The sequence below is a fragment of the Shimazuella sp. NTD250 genome (assembly GCF_059510375.1).
The window spans coordinates 496,126-511,944 of record NZ_JCAJZS010000003.1; the positions used below are offsets into that span (position 1 = coordinate 496,126).

Annotated in this window: 17 protein-coding genes; 12 read left to right on the forward strand and 5 right to left on the reverse strand. The window is 36.8% G+C overall.

Translation table 11 applies throughout. The annotated features are described in order from the left end of the window. The first annotated feature begins 68 nt into the window (after nt 1-68). Both asnS and AC5WOF_RS10640 read left to right on the forward strand, forming a co-directional pair. A complete protein-coding gene (asnS, locus tag AC5WOF_RS10635; protein WP_496049917.1) occupies nt 69-1,358 on the forward strand; it encodes an asparagine--tRNA ligase in 1,290 nt (429 codons plus the stop codon). 28 nt (nt 1,359-1,386) lie between these two features. Then, nucleotides 1,387-2,082 carry a DnaD domain-containing protein gene (locus tag AC5WOF_RS10640; protein WP_496049918.1) on the forward strand — a complete coding sequence of 232 codons (696 nt, stop codon included), beginning with the start codon at nt 1,387-1,389 and terminating at the stop codon, nt 2,080-2,082. 43 nt (nt 2,083-2,125) lie between these two features. Here the strand turns inward: AC5WOF_RS10640 and AC5WOF_RS10645 are convergent, their stop codons facing one another. Continuing rightward, a complete protein-coding gene (locus tag AC5WOF_RS10645) occupies nt 2,126-2,788 on the reverse strand; it encodes a hypothetical protein (protein ID WP_496049919.1) in 663 nt (220 codons plus the stop codon). Nucleotides 2,789-3,120: 332 nt separating this feature from the next. Here AC5WOF_RS10645 and AC5WOF_RS10650 point away from each other — a divergent pair, with 332 nt between their 5' ends. The 4 genes from AC5WOF_RS10650 (at nt 3,121) to AC5WOF_RS10665 (ending at nt 4,849) form a co-directional block, all read left to right on the forward strand. Further along, nucleotides 3,121-3,732: a histidine phosphatase family protein gene (locus AC5WOF_RS10650; RefSeq protein WP_496049920.1), complete on the forward strand. Its 612-nt coding sequence runs from the start codon at nt 3,121-3,123 to the stop codon at nt 3,730-3,732. Further along, nucleotides 3,729-4,151, forward strand: coding sequence for an NUDIX hydrolase (locus tag AC5WOF_RS10655; protein ID WP_496049976.1), 423 nt, complete (start codon nt 3,729-3,731; stop codon nt 4,149-4,151). Before AC5WOF_RS10650 ends, AC5WOF_RS10655 begins: the two co-directional genes overlap by 4 nt. Before the next feature lie 495 nt (nt 4,152-4,646). Then, the gene (locus AC5WOF_RS10660) at nt 4,647-4,694 is read left to right on the forward strand and encodes a hypothetical protein (RefSeq protein WP_496049977.1); all 48 of its coding nucleotides are present in this window, start codon (nt 4,647-4,649) and stop codon (nt 4,692-4,694) included. Between the two features lie 23 nt (nt 4,695-4,717). After that, nucleotides 4,718-4,849 (forward strand): MerR family transcriptional regulator, encoded by a 132-nt coding sequence (locus tag AC5WOF_RS10665; protein WP_496049978.1) that lies wholly within the window; start codon nt 4,718-4,720, stop codon nt 4,847-4,849. A 166-nt stretch (nt 4,850-5,015) separates the two neighbouring features. On the opposite strand, the gene AC5WOF_RS10670 is transcribed toward AC5WOF_RS10665, so the two are convergent. After that, entirely contained in the window at nt 5,016-6,077 is a 1,062-nt protein-coding gene (locus AC5WOF_RS10670) for an acyltransferase (protein ID WP_496049921.1), read from the reverse strand. Between the two features lie 329 nt (nt 6,078-6,406). Between AC5WOF_RS10670 and AC5WOF_RS10675 the strand changes: the two genes are divergently transcribed. Next, nucleotides 6,407-8,236 carry an ABC transporter ATP-binding protein gene (locus tag AC5WOF_RS10675; protein WP_496049922.1) on the forward strand — a complete coding sequence of 610 codons (1,830 nt, stop codon included), beginning with the start codon at nt 6,407-6,409 and terminating at the stop codon, nt 8,234-8,236. Between the two features lie 146 nt (nt 8,237-8,382). Here the strand turns inward: AC5WOF_RS10675 and AC5WOF_RS10680 are convergent, their stop codons facing one another. Beyond that, complete coding sequence (locus tag AC5WOF_RS10680; RefSeq protein WP_496049923.1) at nt 8,383-8,886, reverse strand: DUF4309 domain-containing protein; 504 nt, start codon at nt 8,884-8,886, stop codon at nt 8,383-8,385. A gap of 518 nt (nt 8,887-9,404) precedes the next feature. On the opposite strand from AC5WOF_RS10680, the gene AC5WOF_RS10685 reads away from it, so the two are divergent. Further along, nucleotides 9,405-10,094: a GH25 family lysozyme gene (locus AC5WOF_RS10685; RefSeq protein ID WP_496049924.1), complete on the forward strand. Its 690-nt coding sequence runs from the start codon at nt 9,405-9,407 to the stop codon at nt 10,092-10,094. Here the strand turns inward: AC5WOF_RS10685 and ytaF are convergent, their stop codons facing one another. Beyond that, nucleotides 10,095-10,703, reverse strand: coding sequence for a sporulation membrane protein YtaF (gene ytaF / locus AC5WOF_RS10690; protein ID WP_496049925.1), 609 nt, complete (start codon nt 10,701-10,703; stop codon nt 10,095-10,097). It lies immediately after the preceding gene. 146 nt (nt 10,704-10,849) lie between these two features. Here ytaF and AC5WOF_RS10695 point away from each other — a divergent pair, with 146 nt between their 5' ends. Together AC5WOF_RS10695 and AC5WOF_RS10700 are read left to right on the forward strand one after the other, a co-directional pair. Next, nucleotides 10,850-11,440 (forward strand): YczE/YyaS/YitT family protein, encoded by a 591-nt coding sequence (locus AC5WOF_RS10695; RefSeq protein ID WP_496049926.1) that lies wholly within the window; start codon nt 10,850-10,852, stop codon nt 11,438-11,440. Nucleotides 11,441-11,539: 99 nt separating this feature from the next. Continuing rightward, nucleotides 11,540-12,076 (forward strand): NADPH-dependent FMN reductase, encoded by a 537-nt coding sequence (locus tag AC5WOF_RS10700; RefSeq protein ID WP_496049927.1) that lies wholly within the window; start codon nt 11,540-11,542, stop codon nt 12,074-12,076. A 107-nt stretch (nt 12,077-12,183) separates the two neighbouring features. Here the strand turns inward: AC5WOF_RS10700 and AC5WOF_RS10705 are convergent, their stop codons facing one another. Further along, nucleotides 12,184-13,077, reverse strand: a complete 894-nt coding sequence (locus AC5WOF_RS10705) for a LysR family transcriptional regulator (protein WP_496049928.1) — start codon at nt 13,075-13,077, stop codon at nt 12,184-12,186. 202 nt (nt 13,078-13,279) lie between these two features. Between AC5WOF_RS10705 and AC5WOF_RS10710 the strand changes: the two genes are divergently transcribed. Next, the gene (locus tag AC5WOF_RS10710; protein ID WP_496049929.1) at nt 13,280-14,440 is read left to right on the forward strand and encodes an MFS transporter; all 1,161 of its coding nucleotides are present in this window, start codon (nt 13,280-13,282) and stop codon (nt 14,438-14,440) included. Between the two features lie 119 nt (nt 14,441-14,559). Then, complete coding sequence (locus AC5WOF_RS10715; RefSeq protein WP_496049930.1) at nt 14,560-15,759, forward strand: cytochrome P450 family protein; 1,200 nt, start codon at nt 14,560-14,562, stop codon at nt 15,757-15,759. Nucleotides 15,760-15,819 lie beyond the last annotated feature (60 nt).

Sequence of the window (15,819 nt, forward strand, 5' to 3'; positions counted from 1 at the left end):
CGTTGTTGTCTGTTTGTGAAAATAGTATAATTAGGCTTAATGTAATGAATCGGATGGAGGATTGTTGGATGTTAACAACTATTGCAAATCTACATAAGCATATAGATGAAGAAGTAAAAATGGGAGTTTGGATGTATAATCGCCGTTCCAGTGGGAAAATTCAATTTTTACAATTGAGAGACGGCTCAGGTACAGTCCAAGGTGTTTTGGTGAAAAGTCAAGCTGATGCTTCAATCTGGGAAGAGGCAAAGAATTTGACTCAAGAGAGTTCCCTATATGTCTGGGGAAAAGTGAGAAAAGACGATCGTGCACCATCAGGTTTTGAATTAGATGTTACGAATATTGAGGTTATACATATTGCGGAAGAATACCCCATCGCCAAAAAAGAACATGGTGTTGATTTTTTATTAGACCATCGACATCTGTGGATTCGTTCAGAAAGACAGCGAGCAATTTTAAAAATACGTGCCCAAATCATACAATCTATACAGTTTTTTCTGGATTCAGATGGATTTAGCCTAGTCGACCCCCCTGTATTAACGCCTTCTTCTTGTGAAGGAACTACCAATTTGTTCCACACGAAATATTTTGATGAAGATGCGTACCTTACCCAAAGTGGCCAGTTATATATGGAAGCTGCTGCTATGGCGTTGGGACGAGTATATTCTTTTGGTCCTACTTTCCGTGCAGAAAAATCCAAAACACGCCGACATCTTATTGAGTTTTGGATGATTGAGCCCGAAATGGCTTTTGTGGATCATGAGGGGAACTTGGAAGTACAAGAGAAGCTGGTGACACATGTTGTGCAATCTGTGCTAGCAAATTGCAAGCTAGAATTAAAGGTACTAGGAAGAGATATCAGCAAGTTAGAAAATATCAAAGCTCCTTTCCCTCGCATTACGTATGATGAAGCAGTTGAGAGGCTACAAAAGGCAGGGGTAGATTTTACTTGGGGAGATGATTTTGGTGCTCCTCACGAAACATTATTGGCAGAACAGTTTGATCGTCCTGTTTTTATTACGGAATACCCAACTAATATCAAAGCATTTTATATGAAACCGAACCCAAATCGACCAGAAGTAGTACTGTGTGCAGATATGATTGCACCAGAAGGTTATGGAGAGATAATTGGCGGTAGTCAACGTATCGATGACCCTGAACTTTTGGAGGAGCGTTTCAAAGAACATGATCTTTCTGCACAAGATTATGCATGGTATTTGGATCTGAGAAAATATGGGTCTGTTCCACATTCCGGCTTTGGATTGGGATTAGAGAGAACAGTGGCCTGGATATGTGGATTGGAACATGTAAGGGAAACCATTCCTTTCCCACGTATGCTCAATCGCATGTATCCATAAATTGATTTTATCGACAAGGGGTTTGCAAATGAAGGGAAACAACGATAAGATGCGTACCACTTTGGTACAGCTTCTCCAAAAGGGTACGATAACGTTACCAGTTGCTTTGTTTACTCAATATAAACGCCTTGGTTTACGAGAGACAGAGGTTCTATTGTTAACACAGCTCCTTATTTTTCAAGAAAAAGAGAAAATCGCAGCACCGACTTTTCAAGAGCTTTCACAACGAATGAATCTAACCATACAAGAAATAGCAGATATGGTGGCTAAATTATCGAAAGATGGCTGGGTTGGCATTGGTTCAAGGGGAGAAAAAGGATATGATCTCTCCTTGATATATAAAAGACTTGTTTCTATGCTCGAAGAAGAGGATGAAGAGGTAGTACAAGTAGATTCAAACGAGCACTATCAAACCTTATTTCATTTGATAGAGCAGGAGTTTGGAAGACCTCTTTCTCCAAATGAATGTGAGCATATCATTAAATGGCTAGATGAAGATTTTTATCCTGAAGATTTGATTGAAGCAGCTCTCAGGGAAACTGTTTATTGTGATAAATTATCCATTCGGTATATGGATCGAATCTTAATGGAATGGGAAAGGCACCAAATTCATACTGTGGAACAAGCTATGGAGTTTTCAAAACGATTTAGACAACAGGAAGTTCCAGCTAAACCAAAACGTTCCACTTCTGAGTTTACTTTTTACAATTGGTTAGAAGGTTAACGCGATAAACCCTCCATAAAAAGTTTATGGAGGGTTTATCGCGTTATTCAAAAATATCTCCAAACCATTTAGCTGTAGGTTTCCATACATGGTAATGCCACCAGCGGAATGGAGGGGCAATGATATGAAGGTATACCCAACGAGATGGTATCCATATTAGGTGCAAACTTATCCACTTTAGAGGAATCCATATTAAGTTAACTGTAATCCACTTTAGTGGTATCCAGAGTACATAGTACACTGCTTGCCCAAGCATTCGAAAAATCCAAGAAATAGCTGTACTCGCCCAACGGGTAACTACAACGATTATTTCATACCATATCCAGCGTAGAATAGCGTAAATTCCGTGTTTCCAAAGCCACGTAACTGGAAAAATAATGAGGTAATATAAGATCGGATATAAAATGTGTTTCCAAAGCCAAACAAATAAATATCGCCATATAAACATGGCAATGGGAGATATCACGTAGTTCCATAACCAATTCATTGGCAACCAAATGACATAATACAAAGGATAGCCAATGATATATTTTATTAGGAATGTAAGAACTGGTTCCAGTATGTTCACCCATAGCCATTGACTAGGGATAGATAGAAGGTAAATCCATATCCATTCCAAGATTTTATAAATCAAATAAAATGGAAAATAAATCACAAATACTATGCCTCGTACGAGAGCTTTCAGCCCTTTCCCTATTTCCTCCATGCGTTCCTCCTTTGATGACTATTTATTGCTTTTTGGATTTTTGTGAAAAAAATATGCGGAAGTATTTAACTATGATAATAGAAAAAAGTTCATCCGAACAGGTAATTTAAAGGGATAAATGTAATAAATAGGATTTTATCCTCTTGTAGATATTTTTAATTGGGATTATTTCGAGTTGAAAGGTAGATGTTCTATTTACTTGTGAATTGCTGTTGTTTGTCTAAGTAATTAGATTAACGAAAAATATTATTCTGTTACTATTTGTTATTTAATATTATTCTGTCAAATTGTAAAATAGGAATGAATATGGATTAAGGAGGTACGGTTTCGTTTTGAATACCACACTGTTTTTTGTAAGGTCAGGAGAAACTGAATGGAATATAAAACAACAAATGCAAGGAAGGAAAGATTCACCGCTCACATCTGTTGGGATAGAGCAGGCGAAAACGCTGGCACAGCGTCTAGAACATATTCATTTTCATGGTATTTACTCAAGTGAGAGTAAAAGAGCTTGTGATGCCGCTTCTTATATATTACATAATCGTAAAATCAAGTTAAAACGAACAAATGATTTAATGGAAATGTCATTTGGTGATTGGGAAGGTCGTACCTTAAGTGATATACAACTTAATTACCCAGATGAATATCATTTATTTTGGAAAAAACCAAATGAGTATGAAGCAAAAGAAAGTAAGGGAGAAACTTTTATAGATGTGCAAGAAAGAGTGATCCCGTTTGTTCAAATTGTTGTAGAAAGACACGTAGGAGAAACTATTTTGCTTGTAACGGATACATGTGTAATTAAAACACTTTTCAATTTTTATTCAGGTGGAGACCTTTCGACATTGTGGGATAGTCCTAATTATGATAATACTAGTTCTTTCATTTTAGAATTTACTCCAAATGAAGTACATCTATCTTTTGAAGGAGAGCGATTAGGATAAGACAAAGAAAAGCAGTTGGAGCAATAGTTACCCAAAATAACGATGTGTTACTGGTTCATAAAGTAAGGTTGATGGATAGGATAAAAGGTTCAAAGGAAATAAAAGGGTATTGGGATTTTCCAAAAGGGGGAGCTTTGGAACAAGAACTCACATTAGAAGAATCCCTACAAAGAGAATTGTCAGAGGAAATCGGTTCAACTGATTTTACGATTGCAAAACAATTCTTTACACCAATTACTTTTCGTTTTTCTAAGGAGACAGCAGAGTCAATTGGTTATCAAAGACAGGAAACTACTATGTTTCATGTGCTTTTTCATGGTGATCGAACTGACTTAAAACCATTAGATAAAGAAATATCAGAAATCAAGTTTTTACCATCAGAACTTATAGTAGTATTTTATTTTAGTGTTCATACATAGTTTTATAAAATGGAAATACAACAATAAGAAAAAGAGGGAAGGAGTCCATCACTTTAGGTGAGGGCTTTTTTCCTTTTTACTGACCAAGATGAGAGAGATTGATGGAAAAAATGCACCTATAAATCCATCATTGACTGGGGCTAATTATTACTCTAGGGGATGGTAAATTAACGCATATTTGTTCAGAAAAAGGATGGAATTGGATATTTATCATTGATTTCTAATTTATTATATGCAAACAAGTTTGCAATAAAAACTTAATTTCCGATATAAACCATACTACAATAAAAGCGTTTCCAATTATACTGTACAAAAAAATATAGAAAGTGCAGTGAGATTAGATAAGTCATCAGAGCTATCTCTTAGGAGGTGGCTTTTTTATTGCAAAAAACGTTTGATCTAGAGTTAACTCTAGGCTCTATACTGAAGCAGGAACTATGAGGTGAGTAGATGGGTTTTACCATTGATTAGATCGCAGAAAACATAGGTTTATCTATCCATACCTTGCGATATTATGAAAAAGAAGGCATTATGCCCATGTGAAATGAAACGAGAGTGGTAACCGTATTTATGAACCTGAAGATGTTGAAGTTCTTAAGTTTATTTGTTGTTTGAAGGAAACCGGTATGCGAGTAAAAGAAATTAAGAAATTTGTCTCTCTTCTTGTGATGGGAGACGAGCCAATGAGGATAGGGTAACCTTACTAATCAGGCAAAAGGAAAATGTTCAATCACAAGTAGATCAGTTACTATCTTACATTCAAATGTTAGATGGGAAAGTAGAGTTATATCAATCGATATTAGGAAGTAGTAGAAAAGAAAAACGAGTATAAGATAACCCTTATACTCGTTTTTTCCTATTTTGTTAGCTCGATTCCGTTTGGGTATTCAAGTTTTTTATTTGATTTTTTACTTTTGGAATCGGGATAACGTATTGATAATAGGGTACCTTTTCAAACAGTTTCAAGGAAAGGATACTGACTAGTAAATAAAAGAGAAACGTAAAGAAAATAGACGTTGGATTCCAAAAGAATTTTGGCATAAAAGTAGCGTAATAGATAAAGAGAGGATGCATTACATAGATCCCCATCGAGTACTCCCCGATAAAAGTTAACGTCTTATCTACAGCTTTCCACTGCCTGACTATTGGATATATCCCTATTAGTACTATGAAAAGAAGAGGGACACTGATCATATTTTCTAGCCGATATTCAGCAATTGTTTGGATACGGTAAAACGACCAAAGCCCATCCGCCATAACCAAGGAAGCAAGAACAAGATTTGTTTTCGGATGGGATTGTATCCAGTCTCGTATTGGTATCCAATACTGTGCGAGATATCCTCCTAAAATAAAATAATAGATCCAATTAAAGAGATATACTTTTTCCCAATGGAAATAGAGGGGCACTATTTTCAAGAAAATAAGTTGAACAAAGATCGAACTAACTAACATGATGTTCCATTGTTTTTTGCTATTTGACCATCTCTGAAAGAGGGGAAATACCAAATAAAATTGCAATATTAATGAAAAAAACCACAGATGATAGAATCCATTTCCAAGGTAGATCATGGAGTAAAAATAATCGATCGAAAATGTAAAATTACTATATCCGTTATAGAGTGCAGTAATGATTTGATAGAAAATGGTAAAGGCAACAAAAGGAATGATTACTTTACTCGTTCTTGATTTCCAGTAATGTTTCGCATCAAAACCTTTTTGTTTTTTGTGGTAGAACAACAGAAAACCACTAATCATAATAAACAAGTTAATTCCATAGCGACTGATCTGGTTGAAAAAGGAAGTGTACCATACATGGTGTTGATCGTGAATGTAATAATAGGAACCTGTTACATGGATGACTAGGATCATAAGGCAAGAGATGGCTCTGATCATATGAATCTCATAGAGGTAATTACTTTTCTGCAACAGACACACACCTTTTTACAATATTCACTTCTAACAAAAGGAAATAACAACTTCTTTTGTATGATTGAATGAGTTAGTTACGAACCTAACATATTATGAATAAATAGACAAATAGATTTGTAAAATCATTTCATCATGAAAAGGTGTGAAAATAGGAGTATAAAGAAGAAAATAGAGGATTTTTTGATTTTTATTTGGAATGTGAATATATTTTTAAAATCGAAATAAAGGGCAGAAGAGTGAAATTTAACCGAATTGAAATTAACCTCAAGAGAACATTCCATGTATACTTGTAAGTAAGTGTTCCAACTATGGACCAAGGAGTCCAAGTGAAGAGTCTCAAACAGTTCTTCCGAAGTACAACAAGGCAACTAGCTTGGCAGCTTGTGAAAAAACGAAAGCGGATTGTTTTCCTTCTACTAGTGTGCGTAATTGTCGATTCACTGCTCGACCTCGTGTACCCCTTTGCTATGCAGAAGTTGATCGATGGGGCTGGAGAAAAGCAGAATTATGGGAACATGACCATCATCTGGATTTTGATTTTCATGTTCTATGGTACGATCAATAAATTTTTTTTGACCATTGAGAAACAATGGAGAGAAGAACTTACTACAGATGTAGACATGGGTCTGCAAGGGTTTCTTTGGGAAAAGTTTCAGGATGTGTCTTTCCTCAAGATCTTTGCTCAAAAAGATCTTGAGGAGAAGACAAGCGGAAATTCTGATGAGTGTGAAACGAGAAACGAACACCAACTAGCTGGCAGTCTAGTAAGTTGGACCGACGAGGTCTCCCAATTTGTCTCTACTTTCTTCCCAGAACTGCTGACTAGCTTGCTCAGCTTCATCGCTTTGTGGTCGATGTGGAAGATGAACCCCTTGATTACCTGTATGTGTATTGCGGGTTTGGGGACGATGGGGCTGGTAGGATTTGTACTGAAAAAGTACACTCAGTTGAACAGACAGCTATTTCGATATCAGACCAAGCTTACAGGACAGACAGTAGAGTTTGTTCGACAGCTCCCTCTTTTTCAGCTATTTGGAGCTGGGAAGCGTGAAAAAGAGGCTTTTGACCGTGGTCGCATGGAATATCAGGTTCTCCGGGTTAAGACAATGTGGACAGCATTCAAGGGAATTACACTCGTTTCCAGTTTGTCAAACATGGTAATGAGTGGGATGGTTCTTCTCATTGGAATGTTCTATCTCCACATTCTGACGCTTGGTCAAGCGTTTCAATTCCTTTCTTACACCTCCATGTTCGAAATTGGGGTACAGTTTTTCTTTAGCAGTTTTGTCTCTGTATCGGAACTGACTCCCAGTTTGGAGCGTTGCGATGAGTTCCTTCATGAAGAAGAGATCGAAACTGTACCAAATGCGAAGCCTCTCGAAAGAGTAGAGACTATTGAGTTTGTGAATGTGACAGCTGCATATCCTGGTAGTAATAAGCCAGTGATTCGCAATGTCACCTTCACCATTCACTACGGTGAGAAGATTGCTCTCGTAGGTGAGTCGGGTAGTGGAAAGACTACCTTGATTTATCTGCTTGCTAGGCTAATCGAACCGATGTCAGGTGAAATTCGGATCAATGGTCTTTCGATCAAGGAATACTCCTTGGAGTCACTATGGGAGAAGTTTGCTTTTTGTCTCCAGGAAACAAGAATGCTCGACCGTTCGCTAGTCGATAATCTGAAAATTGCAGATCCTGATGCAACCGATGAAAAACTCCTTGAGACGCTTGCCTGTGCAGGTTTCAAGGTGAGGGACAGACGTTTCCTAGCGAAAACGGTTAGAGGCTCTGGCGGCGAGAAGCAACGCTTTAATGTTGCCCGAATGCTATTGAGGAAGTTTGCAGAGGTATTCATCTTCGATGAGTTTACGTCTGCACTTGATCCAATTATCGAAAGTCAGGTGAGGAAGAATCTCAAGAAACGACTCAAGGGAAAGACACAGATCATCATCGCTCACCGTTACTCCACGATTCGAGATGTGGATCGTGTGATTGTGATGGCCGATGGAGAGATTGTGCAGATCGGCACCCTTCCAGAACTTCTCAAGCAAAGGAAGGGGTTGTTCTACAAGCTCTGGAAAGAGCAAATGGGAAGGCTTACCGTGATCCAGATCATTCTTACTTCATTGGCACGGAAGCTGTTCCTGAATAAATGAACAGGTAAATAGGCTTGATTAGAACACTGTTCGGATCGCCGTAACCTGTTTCCGCCCCCGCTGGTGTTAATCAGTGGGGGCGAACACATTTATCACAAAGGAAAAAAGCGATTCAAATATGAATCGCTTGATAAGATGAAACCTATTTAGTCGACAATAACATCGACATTTGTGCCAAATACAAAACGCAGAGTATGTTTACCAGCTTTGTAATAGACTTCAGTTCCATCTTCATAATGTTTCACTTTATTTGGTTTTCCTAGTGCTTGTCTCACTTCTTTTTCTGTAATGTTTTGAAATTTTCTATCCAAACTATCAACAGAGGTTACTTTATTTGCTTTTAGTTCAAACTGTATTTTTCTTTTTACATAAAACAATGTGTTTGCATCAGATTCTTCAGGTTTACCCCATTTTTTTACGATTGCGCTTCGAGTAGAGCCAAGGCCAAAGGATTCACTATTGATAACTTTTCCTTCCGTAGCTAATTGCTTTGTTTGTTTAATTAATTTTTGATGGTTCTGTTGTTGTGTATTTTGTTGGTGGGTGGATGTGATAGGGGATGCATAGGCATAGCTGATTTGAGATATGCCAGCTAATAGAGTTCCAACTGTGAAAGTAGTGGCAACAATAGTTTTAATTGATTTGTTCATGATATGAAAACCTCCAAAGAAGTGAATAGGCTTGATACAATACTTATTATAAAGATGTGAGAAAATAGAAAAAGGGTAAAAATAGGAGAGCAATTTTCCGCTTTTTTGAAAAGAAAATGTTTATTGTTCAAACTATTTTTCCATCCAATAATCAGTGTTATGTAACCTTTGACATTTCACGAATAAGAGTAATAGGTTACTTCATTTTATTCATAATATTTAAACTATTATCCGCCGATTGCTTGGCTACCGCGTCAGAAAGGTTTCTAGGTGAACTTAGGGAAGGTTAACCCTAAGAGTTGAATTCGGCCTTAAAGACCTTGTTGTAAGCAGAAGAATGATTTTAATATTTTGATTTACCGAAACGCTGGAATCGAGATGGGATTTAAATTGGAAACATTTAAAATGGATAAATAAAGATCTATCTTTCACTTTGTGTGCATGCAAAAAATAGCATTCGAAAGTAGAGGTATAATGCATCTAGATGAAATAAAATTTGAGAAGTTTGGAGGAAGAAAATGATTCGCTATCTAAGCATCTTTGTCCTATTCATCATAGGATTTGGAATTTGTGAGTACTATGGTGTTATCTGGCATAACTCTATTTTTACGGTAGGTTATGAAGTGAAAGGATTGGATGTATCTCATCATCAAGGAAAGATTGATTGGAAGCAGGTAAAGGAGGTGGGGAAATATAATTTTGTCTTTATAAAAGCAACAGAAGGCAAGGATTATGTAGACGATCGATTTATTTATAACTGGAAAGAAGCTAAAAAGCAAAAGATTCTAACTGGTGCCTATCATTTTTTTTCGATGCAGAGCAGTGGAACGGAGCAAGCAACTCATTTCAAGAATATTGTGCCTGCCCAGTCGAATAGTTTGCCTCCAGTGATTGATGTAGAGATAGCTCTCTATCATGACAAAAAGAAAGTAAGAGAAAATTTGCAGGCAATGCTTAAGGAATTGGAAAAAACATATCATAAAAAGCCAATTGTTTATGTAACATATGCAACCTATCATACATACATGGAACATTACTTTGAAGATTATCACATATGGATTCGAGACATTTGGAAATATCCCTCGATAGATAAGGGTAAATGGATACTATGGCAATATCACAATCGAGGGCATGTCGATGGTATAGCAAGTTTTGTAGATATAAATGTATACAATGGTGAACTCACAGAATTACAGCATTTAAAGTGATTACATAAAGATTTCCCATAATCCCATACCAAGAAGTAACATTCCTGCTATAGAGCTGGCAAATTTACTAAGCCAAGAATACGATAAACGAAATCCCATATGAACTCCGATCATCATCGTACAAAAGGACATACATCCTACTGCTAATCCAGACCACAAAGGGGATACACCAGTGATTCCTCCGCCAATTCCAACTCCAAAGCAATTTAAGGAAAGAGCGAAGCCTAATAGGAAAGATTCTGTTGATGAGATGACTTTGTTATTATCTGTATCTGCTCTTTCTGGATTATCTAAAATTTGTTGAAGATAGTTCCCTTGTTCTGTTTTTTGATGGGATTTCATGATCCGTTGCCAGTCGTTCCATATTGTCCATGCTCCTAAAGCAAAAAGGATTGTTCCACCTCCTATATGTGCTATATTCGGATCAATATAAGCACCAATCAAACTTCCGACCGTTACCGAAAAATAAGTAATCATCGCCCCGATCATGGCGATGATTATATTAGATTTTATGGGAATCTTAGTAGCTTGCACACCATAAGCAACACCGACACCAAGGTTATCTAAATTTGCAGCAACTCCAATCAACATAATGGTTAACCATTGCATATCCAACACCTCCTGGGTTTCTGGACATTTGTATCAGGATATGCAATGGTTAATAAAAGTTGAAAGGCAAAATATGGTACAGTTTGTTCTTCGTTATGCTTGTCATTCATATAATGTGTCATCAAATAAAAATGGATGGATGAGCTATGCTGTTTGTACAATTTATTTTTGGTTTATTGATCAAAACGTTTGGACTAGCTCTAATTATTCGCTCCCATTTGGGTACTGGTGCATGGGAAGCATTTTATATTGGCTTGTCGAAAAATACGGGACTATCCATCGGTTTTTGGATTATTATGGTTGGATTTCTACTTATCTGGTGTAATGCATGGTTATGGAGACGAAAACCGACCTACTCTTCTTTTGTTACCATTGCTATTGTAGGTTTATTTATTGATTGGTGGTTAGGTTGGTTAGAAATAGCACCCTATAGTCTTCTTTCACAAATGGCAATGTTTTGGATTGGTTTATTCATAGCTGCAATGGGAGCATCTCTTTACTTACTATCTAATTTTTCACCAACACCTATTGATCAGTTGATGTTAGCATTGTCTCATCGATTTCAAATTTCCCTTATGTCTGCTAAAACAATCGGTGAACTCTTTGCCCTAGTATTTGCCCTTGTTTTTCATGGATCAATTGGACTGGGAACGGTTATATTCACCCTTCTCTTTGGTCCGCTTATTCAATTTTTTATGACCGGATGGAAAAAAGTAAGCAATAACCGTGCAGGGTGAATATAAAACCCGTGTTTTATTAAAAAAATTACAAATTATAAACTCTGAAAAATAGTATATAATAATTATGCTTGTATTTTTTGTGAGGAGGCAGTATTAATGCTGAAGATTGGTATCATATTAGGGAGTACAAGACCAGGTAGAGTAAGTCCACAAGTTGGGAACTGGATAAAGGAAATCGCGGATAAGCGTGGAGATGCAAGTTATGAAATCGTAGATATAGCGGATTATAAATTACCCTTTTTTGGTGAGCCTGGAGGCGAAAAGCAGACAGAAGCATGGACCAATAAATTGGATAGTTTGGATGGCTTTGTATTTGTGACTCCTGAATACAATCACAGCATAACTGGTGCATTAAAAAATGCATTGGATTTAGCCCGTGACGAATGGAATAACAAGGCAGCAGGGATAGTTAGTTATGGATCAACTGGAGGTGCTCGAGCAGCGGAGCATTTAAGAGGGATACTTGGTGAATTATTCGTAGCAGATGTAAAAACGCACCCAACTCTATCTCTATTTACCGACTTTGAAAATTTTAGTGTCTTTACACCAGCTGAACTTCATTTGACCAATATCTCTCTGATGCTGGATCAAGTAGTTGCTTGGAGCGGTGCATTAAAAACGCTTCGTTCATGATATATCAGAGGTCGTGGTATCAATCACGATCTCTTTCTTTTGTTGAAAGGAATACTCTGTTAAATGAGGGTAAACCCTTATTAATTAAGGAAAGACAGATGCTATCCTTAATTAATAAGGGTTTTTACTTTTTCTTGCTTTTGATAGTAATGAATCAGAAATTCTTGAAATTTATGTGCGGATTTAGATAAATATCGATCTTTCATCCAGACAAGTTGGAAGGTGCGTTTACATACAGGTTCCTCAATAGGTAATAAGATGATTTCAGGATGGGTAACGGCTTGAGTTAAGAAAGCAACACCAATTTCTTTTTGTACAAAGCTGCTAACTGCTGATAATTCTTCCACTTCGCAAACAGTTTGCGGTGTGAATTCGGCTTCCTTACAATAATTGTCCGTGATTTGTCGAAAGTGGTTTCTGGTAGGTAAGCTAATAAAGTCTTCTTCTGCAAATTCAGCGAGACGAACACGTGACCGATTTGCAAGTTTGTGAGATTTGGGGACTCCCAGAAATATTTCTTCCGTAACAAAAGGGTAGCAAATTAAAGCATTGTTATCTATTGGCAGAGATGTGATGTAAAAATCAATGTCTCCATTTTGCAAAAATGTTTGGTTTTGTATTTCGGAGTATGTTTGTTTAATTAGTAGTTTATTATCTGGAAACATGGTTAAAAAAGATCGGACTAACTCTGCATCACATTGGTGATCGGTAGAAGCTAATATCACTCGTCCTTGAATTAGATTGGCTTGATCTGCTATTTGTTGTTTTCCTTCCTCAAGTGCTGTTAATGCAATTTCCACTTGTTTTAAAAAGATTTGTCCATATTCATTTAGGCGAATTTGACGTTTTTGTCGGTCGAATAAAGGGACTCCTAAATCATTTTCTAATCTAGCGATTGTTTTGCTTAGGGCGGGTTGAGCAATACGGAGTTCTTCTGCTGCGCGTGTAAGATGACCAAGTTGTGCAACTTTGCGAAAATATTGAAGCTGTAGCAGCTCCATAGTGTTCACCTCATTCATATACCAAATGGAATGTATCTATATATAAATATATATTTTAATTTATTCTTTTTTCATTGTACCATATAAACAATCAACAAGTTGTATAAACAGGAGCGAAATAAAATGAAAAAGTATGTTTCATTTTAGGATTCATTCAAACAATATTATTAAGAATATTATAAAAATAATAAGGGTGGTTAGAATGAAAAATTTATCTATTTATTTATTGGCAATCGGCACCTTTTTAACAGGTACTTCAGAAATGATTGTAGCTGGAATTGTAAATATTATCGCAAAAGATCTTCATATAACCGTTGCCTTAGCAGGTCAGTTGGTAACAGCATTCTCGCTTGCTTTTGCGGTAGGTACACCCATAATCGTCACGATCACTTCACGTATGGAAAGAAAAAAAGTATTGCTAGGTTCACTTGGTTTATTTTTAGTTGGTAACCTGATATCTAGTTTTCCTCTTCCTTATTTTATTTTGTTGGCAGCAAGGTTGATTCTGGGAGCAAGTGCAGGTGTATTCATCGTTGTAGCAATGAGTGTGGCCAGTAAATTGGTCTCAGCAGACAAAATCGGAAATGCGATAAGCACTGTTTCTCTTGGATTTGGAACAGCTTTAGTGTTAGGTGTACCAGCAGGAGTAGCCTTAGCAGGGTGGCTGGGTTGGAAGTCGATCTTTATTCTGTTGGCAGTTTTTAGTCTCCTTATTATGATTCCATTGACAAAATTGATACCTTCTCTAGAAGGAGATGAGCCTATTTCTATTCGACAACAACTGTCTATCTTGAAAAATGGCAAGATTTTCAATGGATTACTCATTTTCTTCTTTTTGATCGCTGGTTATGGTTCAAGCTATACGTATTTAACCCCTTTTTTACAAGAAAATCTTCATCTTGATATGAATACGATTAGTTTGAGCATGTTGGTTTTTGGGATCTTTTCTATCATAGGAACTCGATTTGGTGGGTATGGCTCAGATAAATGGGGAACATCGGTAACTATTATCTACAGTGTCTTATTTCATGCTGTTTTCTTAATTACTTTACCTCTCTTTACGGATTCTTTATATGTAACCTTAATTTTAGCAGCATTGTGGGTTGGTGTTTCCAATATAACGATTCCTTCTTTGCAAACGTATTTTATCCAGCAGTCTCCACAGTCCTCGGAACTCGCATTGAGTGCAAGTTCTTCTATGGCGCAATTAGGACTAGCTACAGGTGCTGGAGCAGGAGGTTTGTTAGTAAACGCTTTTGGCACAGTTTCTTATAATCCTTGGTTTAGTGCCCTTGCTGTCATATTGGCTTTCATAGTAGCAATATATATGTTTTCTTCCCAATCAAGAGTAGTATCGCAATAAGTTAAGAAAAAGAGCATCAACTAGAAATAGTTGGATGCTCTTTTTCTATTAGAAATGCGCAAATTTAGTGGTTTCGTTATAATTTCAATATCAGGAAAAGTAAAAATAGGGGGAATAGAATGGGTATTAATATTTTTTCATCAGATTTCAAAGTGAAATCACATCTAGCCTATGCGAAGATGAGAAAAGAACAACCGATTTATCCAATTACACTACCAGGTGGACTTCGAGGTTGGTTAGTAACCAAATATAGACATGCACAAGAGATAATGAATGATCCTCATTTTATAAAAGATCCGCATATCTTTCCTGAACAAAATAATTATCAATTTTTTCCTGATGACTATCGAGAATTTTTTATGAGTCATTTATTGAACACTGATTTGCCGGATCATACCCAGTTGCGTAGATTTGTTCAACCTACTTTTACTCCACAAGCTATCAATCGACAAAAACAAATGATTGAAGAGCTTGCCACTAAACTAATTGATGACATAGAGAAACAAGGCAAAGAATTTTGTTTGATTAAAGATTTTGCATTTCCTCTGCCATTTCTTGTTATAGCCCAAATGTTAGGTATCCCGAGTAAGGATATGCGGGATTTTCAAAAATGGTCCAATATCATGATAGAGGCCATCAATGATCCAGCAGCTATGAAAGCAGGAGAACCCTATTATAAGCTCTTCTTTTCTTATCTGAAAAAATTAGTAGCGATCAAAACAGCCACACCTGAAGAAGATCTTATATCAGCATGGATTCAAGCTAGAGACGAAGGAGAAAAATTATCTCAAGATCAGTTATTCGGGATGATCCTTTTACTCATTTTAGCTGGTCATGAAACGACTGTTAATCTAATTGGGAATAGTATACTTGCTTTGATGCAATACCGAGAACAATGGGATGAACTAATACAAGATAATAAGTTGATTCCTTCTGCTATGGAAGAAGTGCTTCGCTTTTATAGTCCGATTGAGATAGCTACTGCACGATGGGCTAAAGAAGATATAGAATTTGAAGGACAACAGATTCGCCAAGGAGATACGGTCTTTATCGTATTAGCCTCTATAAACCGAGACGAAGAATTGGTATCTGATGGAAATATTTTTAATATCCATCGAAAACCGGTAAAACATATGGCTTTTGGACACGGGATTCATTATTGTCTTGGTGCACCGCTTGCTCGATTAGAGGGAGAAATCGCCCTAAAAGTATTAGTAAACCGTATGCCAAACTTGTCATTGACAATTACAGAAGAACAACTCTCCTATCGTCCGGGGTTTTTATTAAGAGGATTAGTAGGATTACCGGTTCGCTATTAATAAAACTCTTTTTCTTCAGTCTGAATAACCCAACTACGTTCCATAGTTGGGTTATTGTTT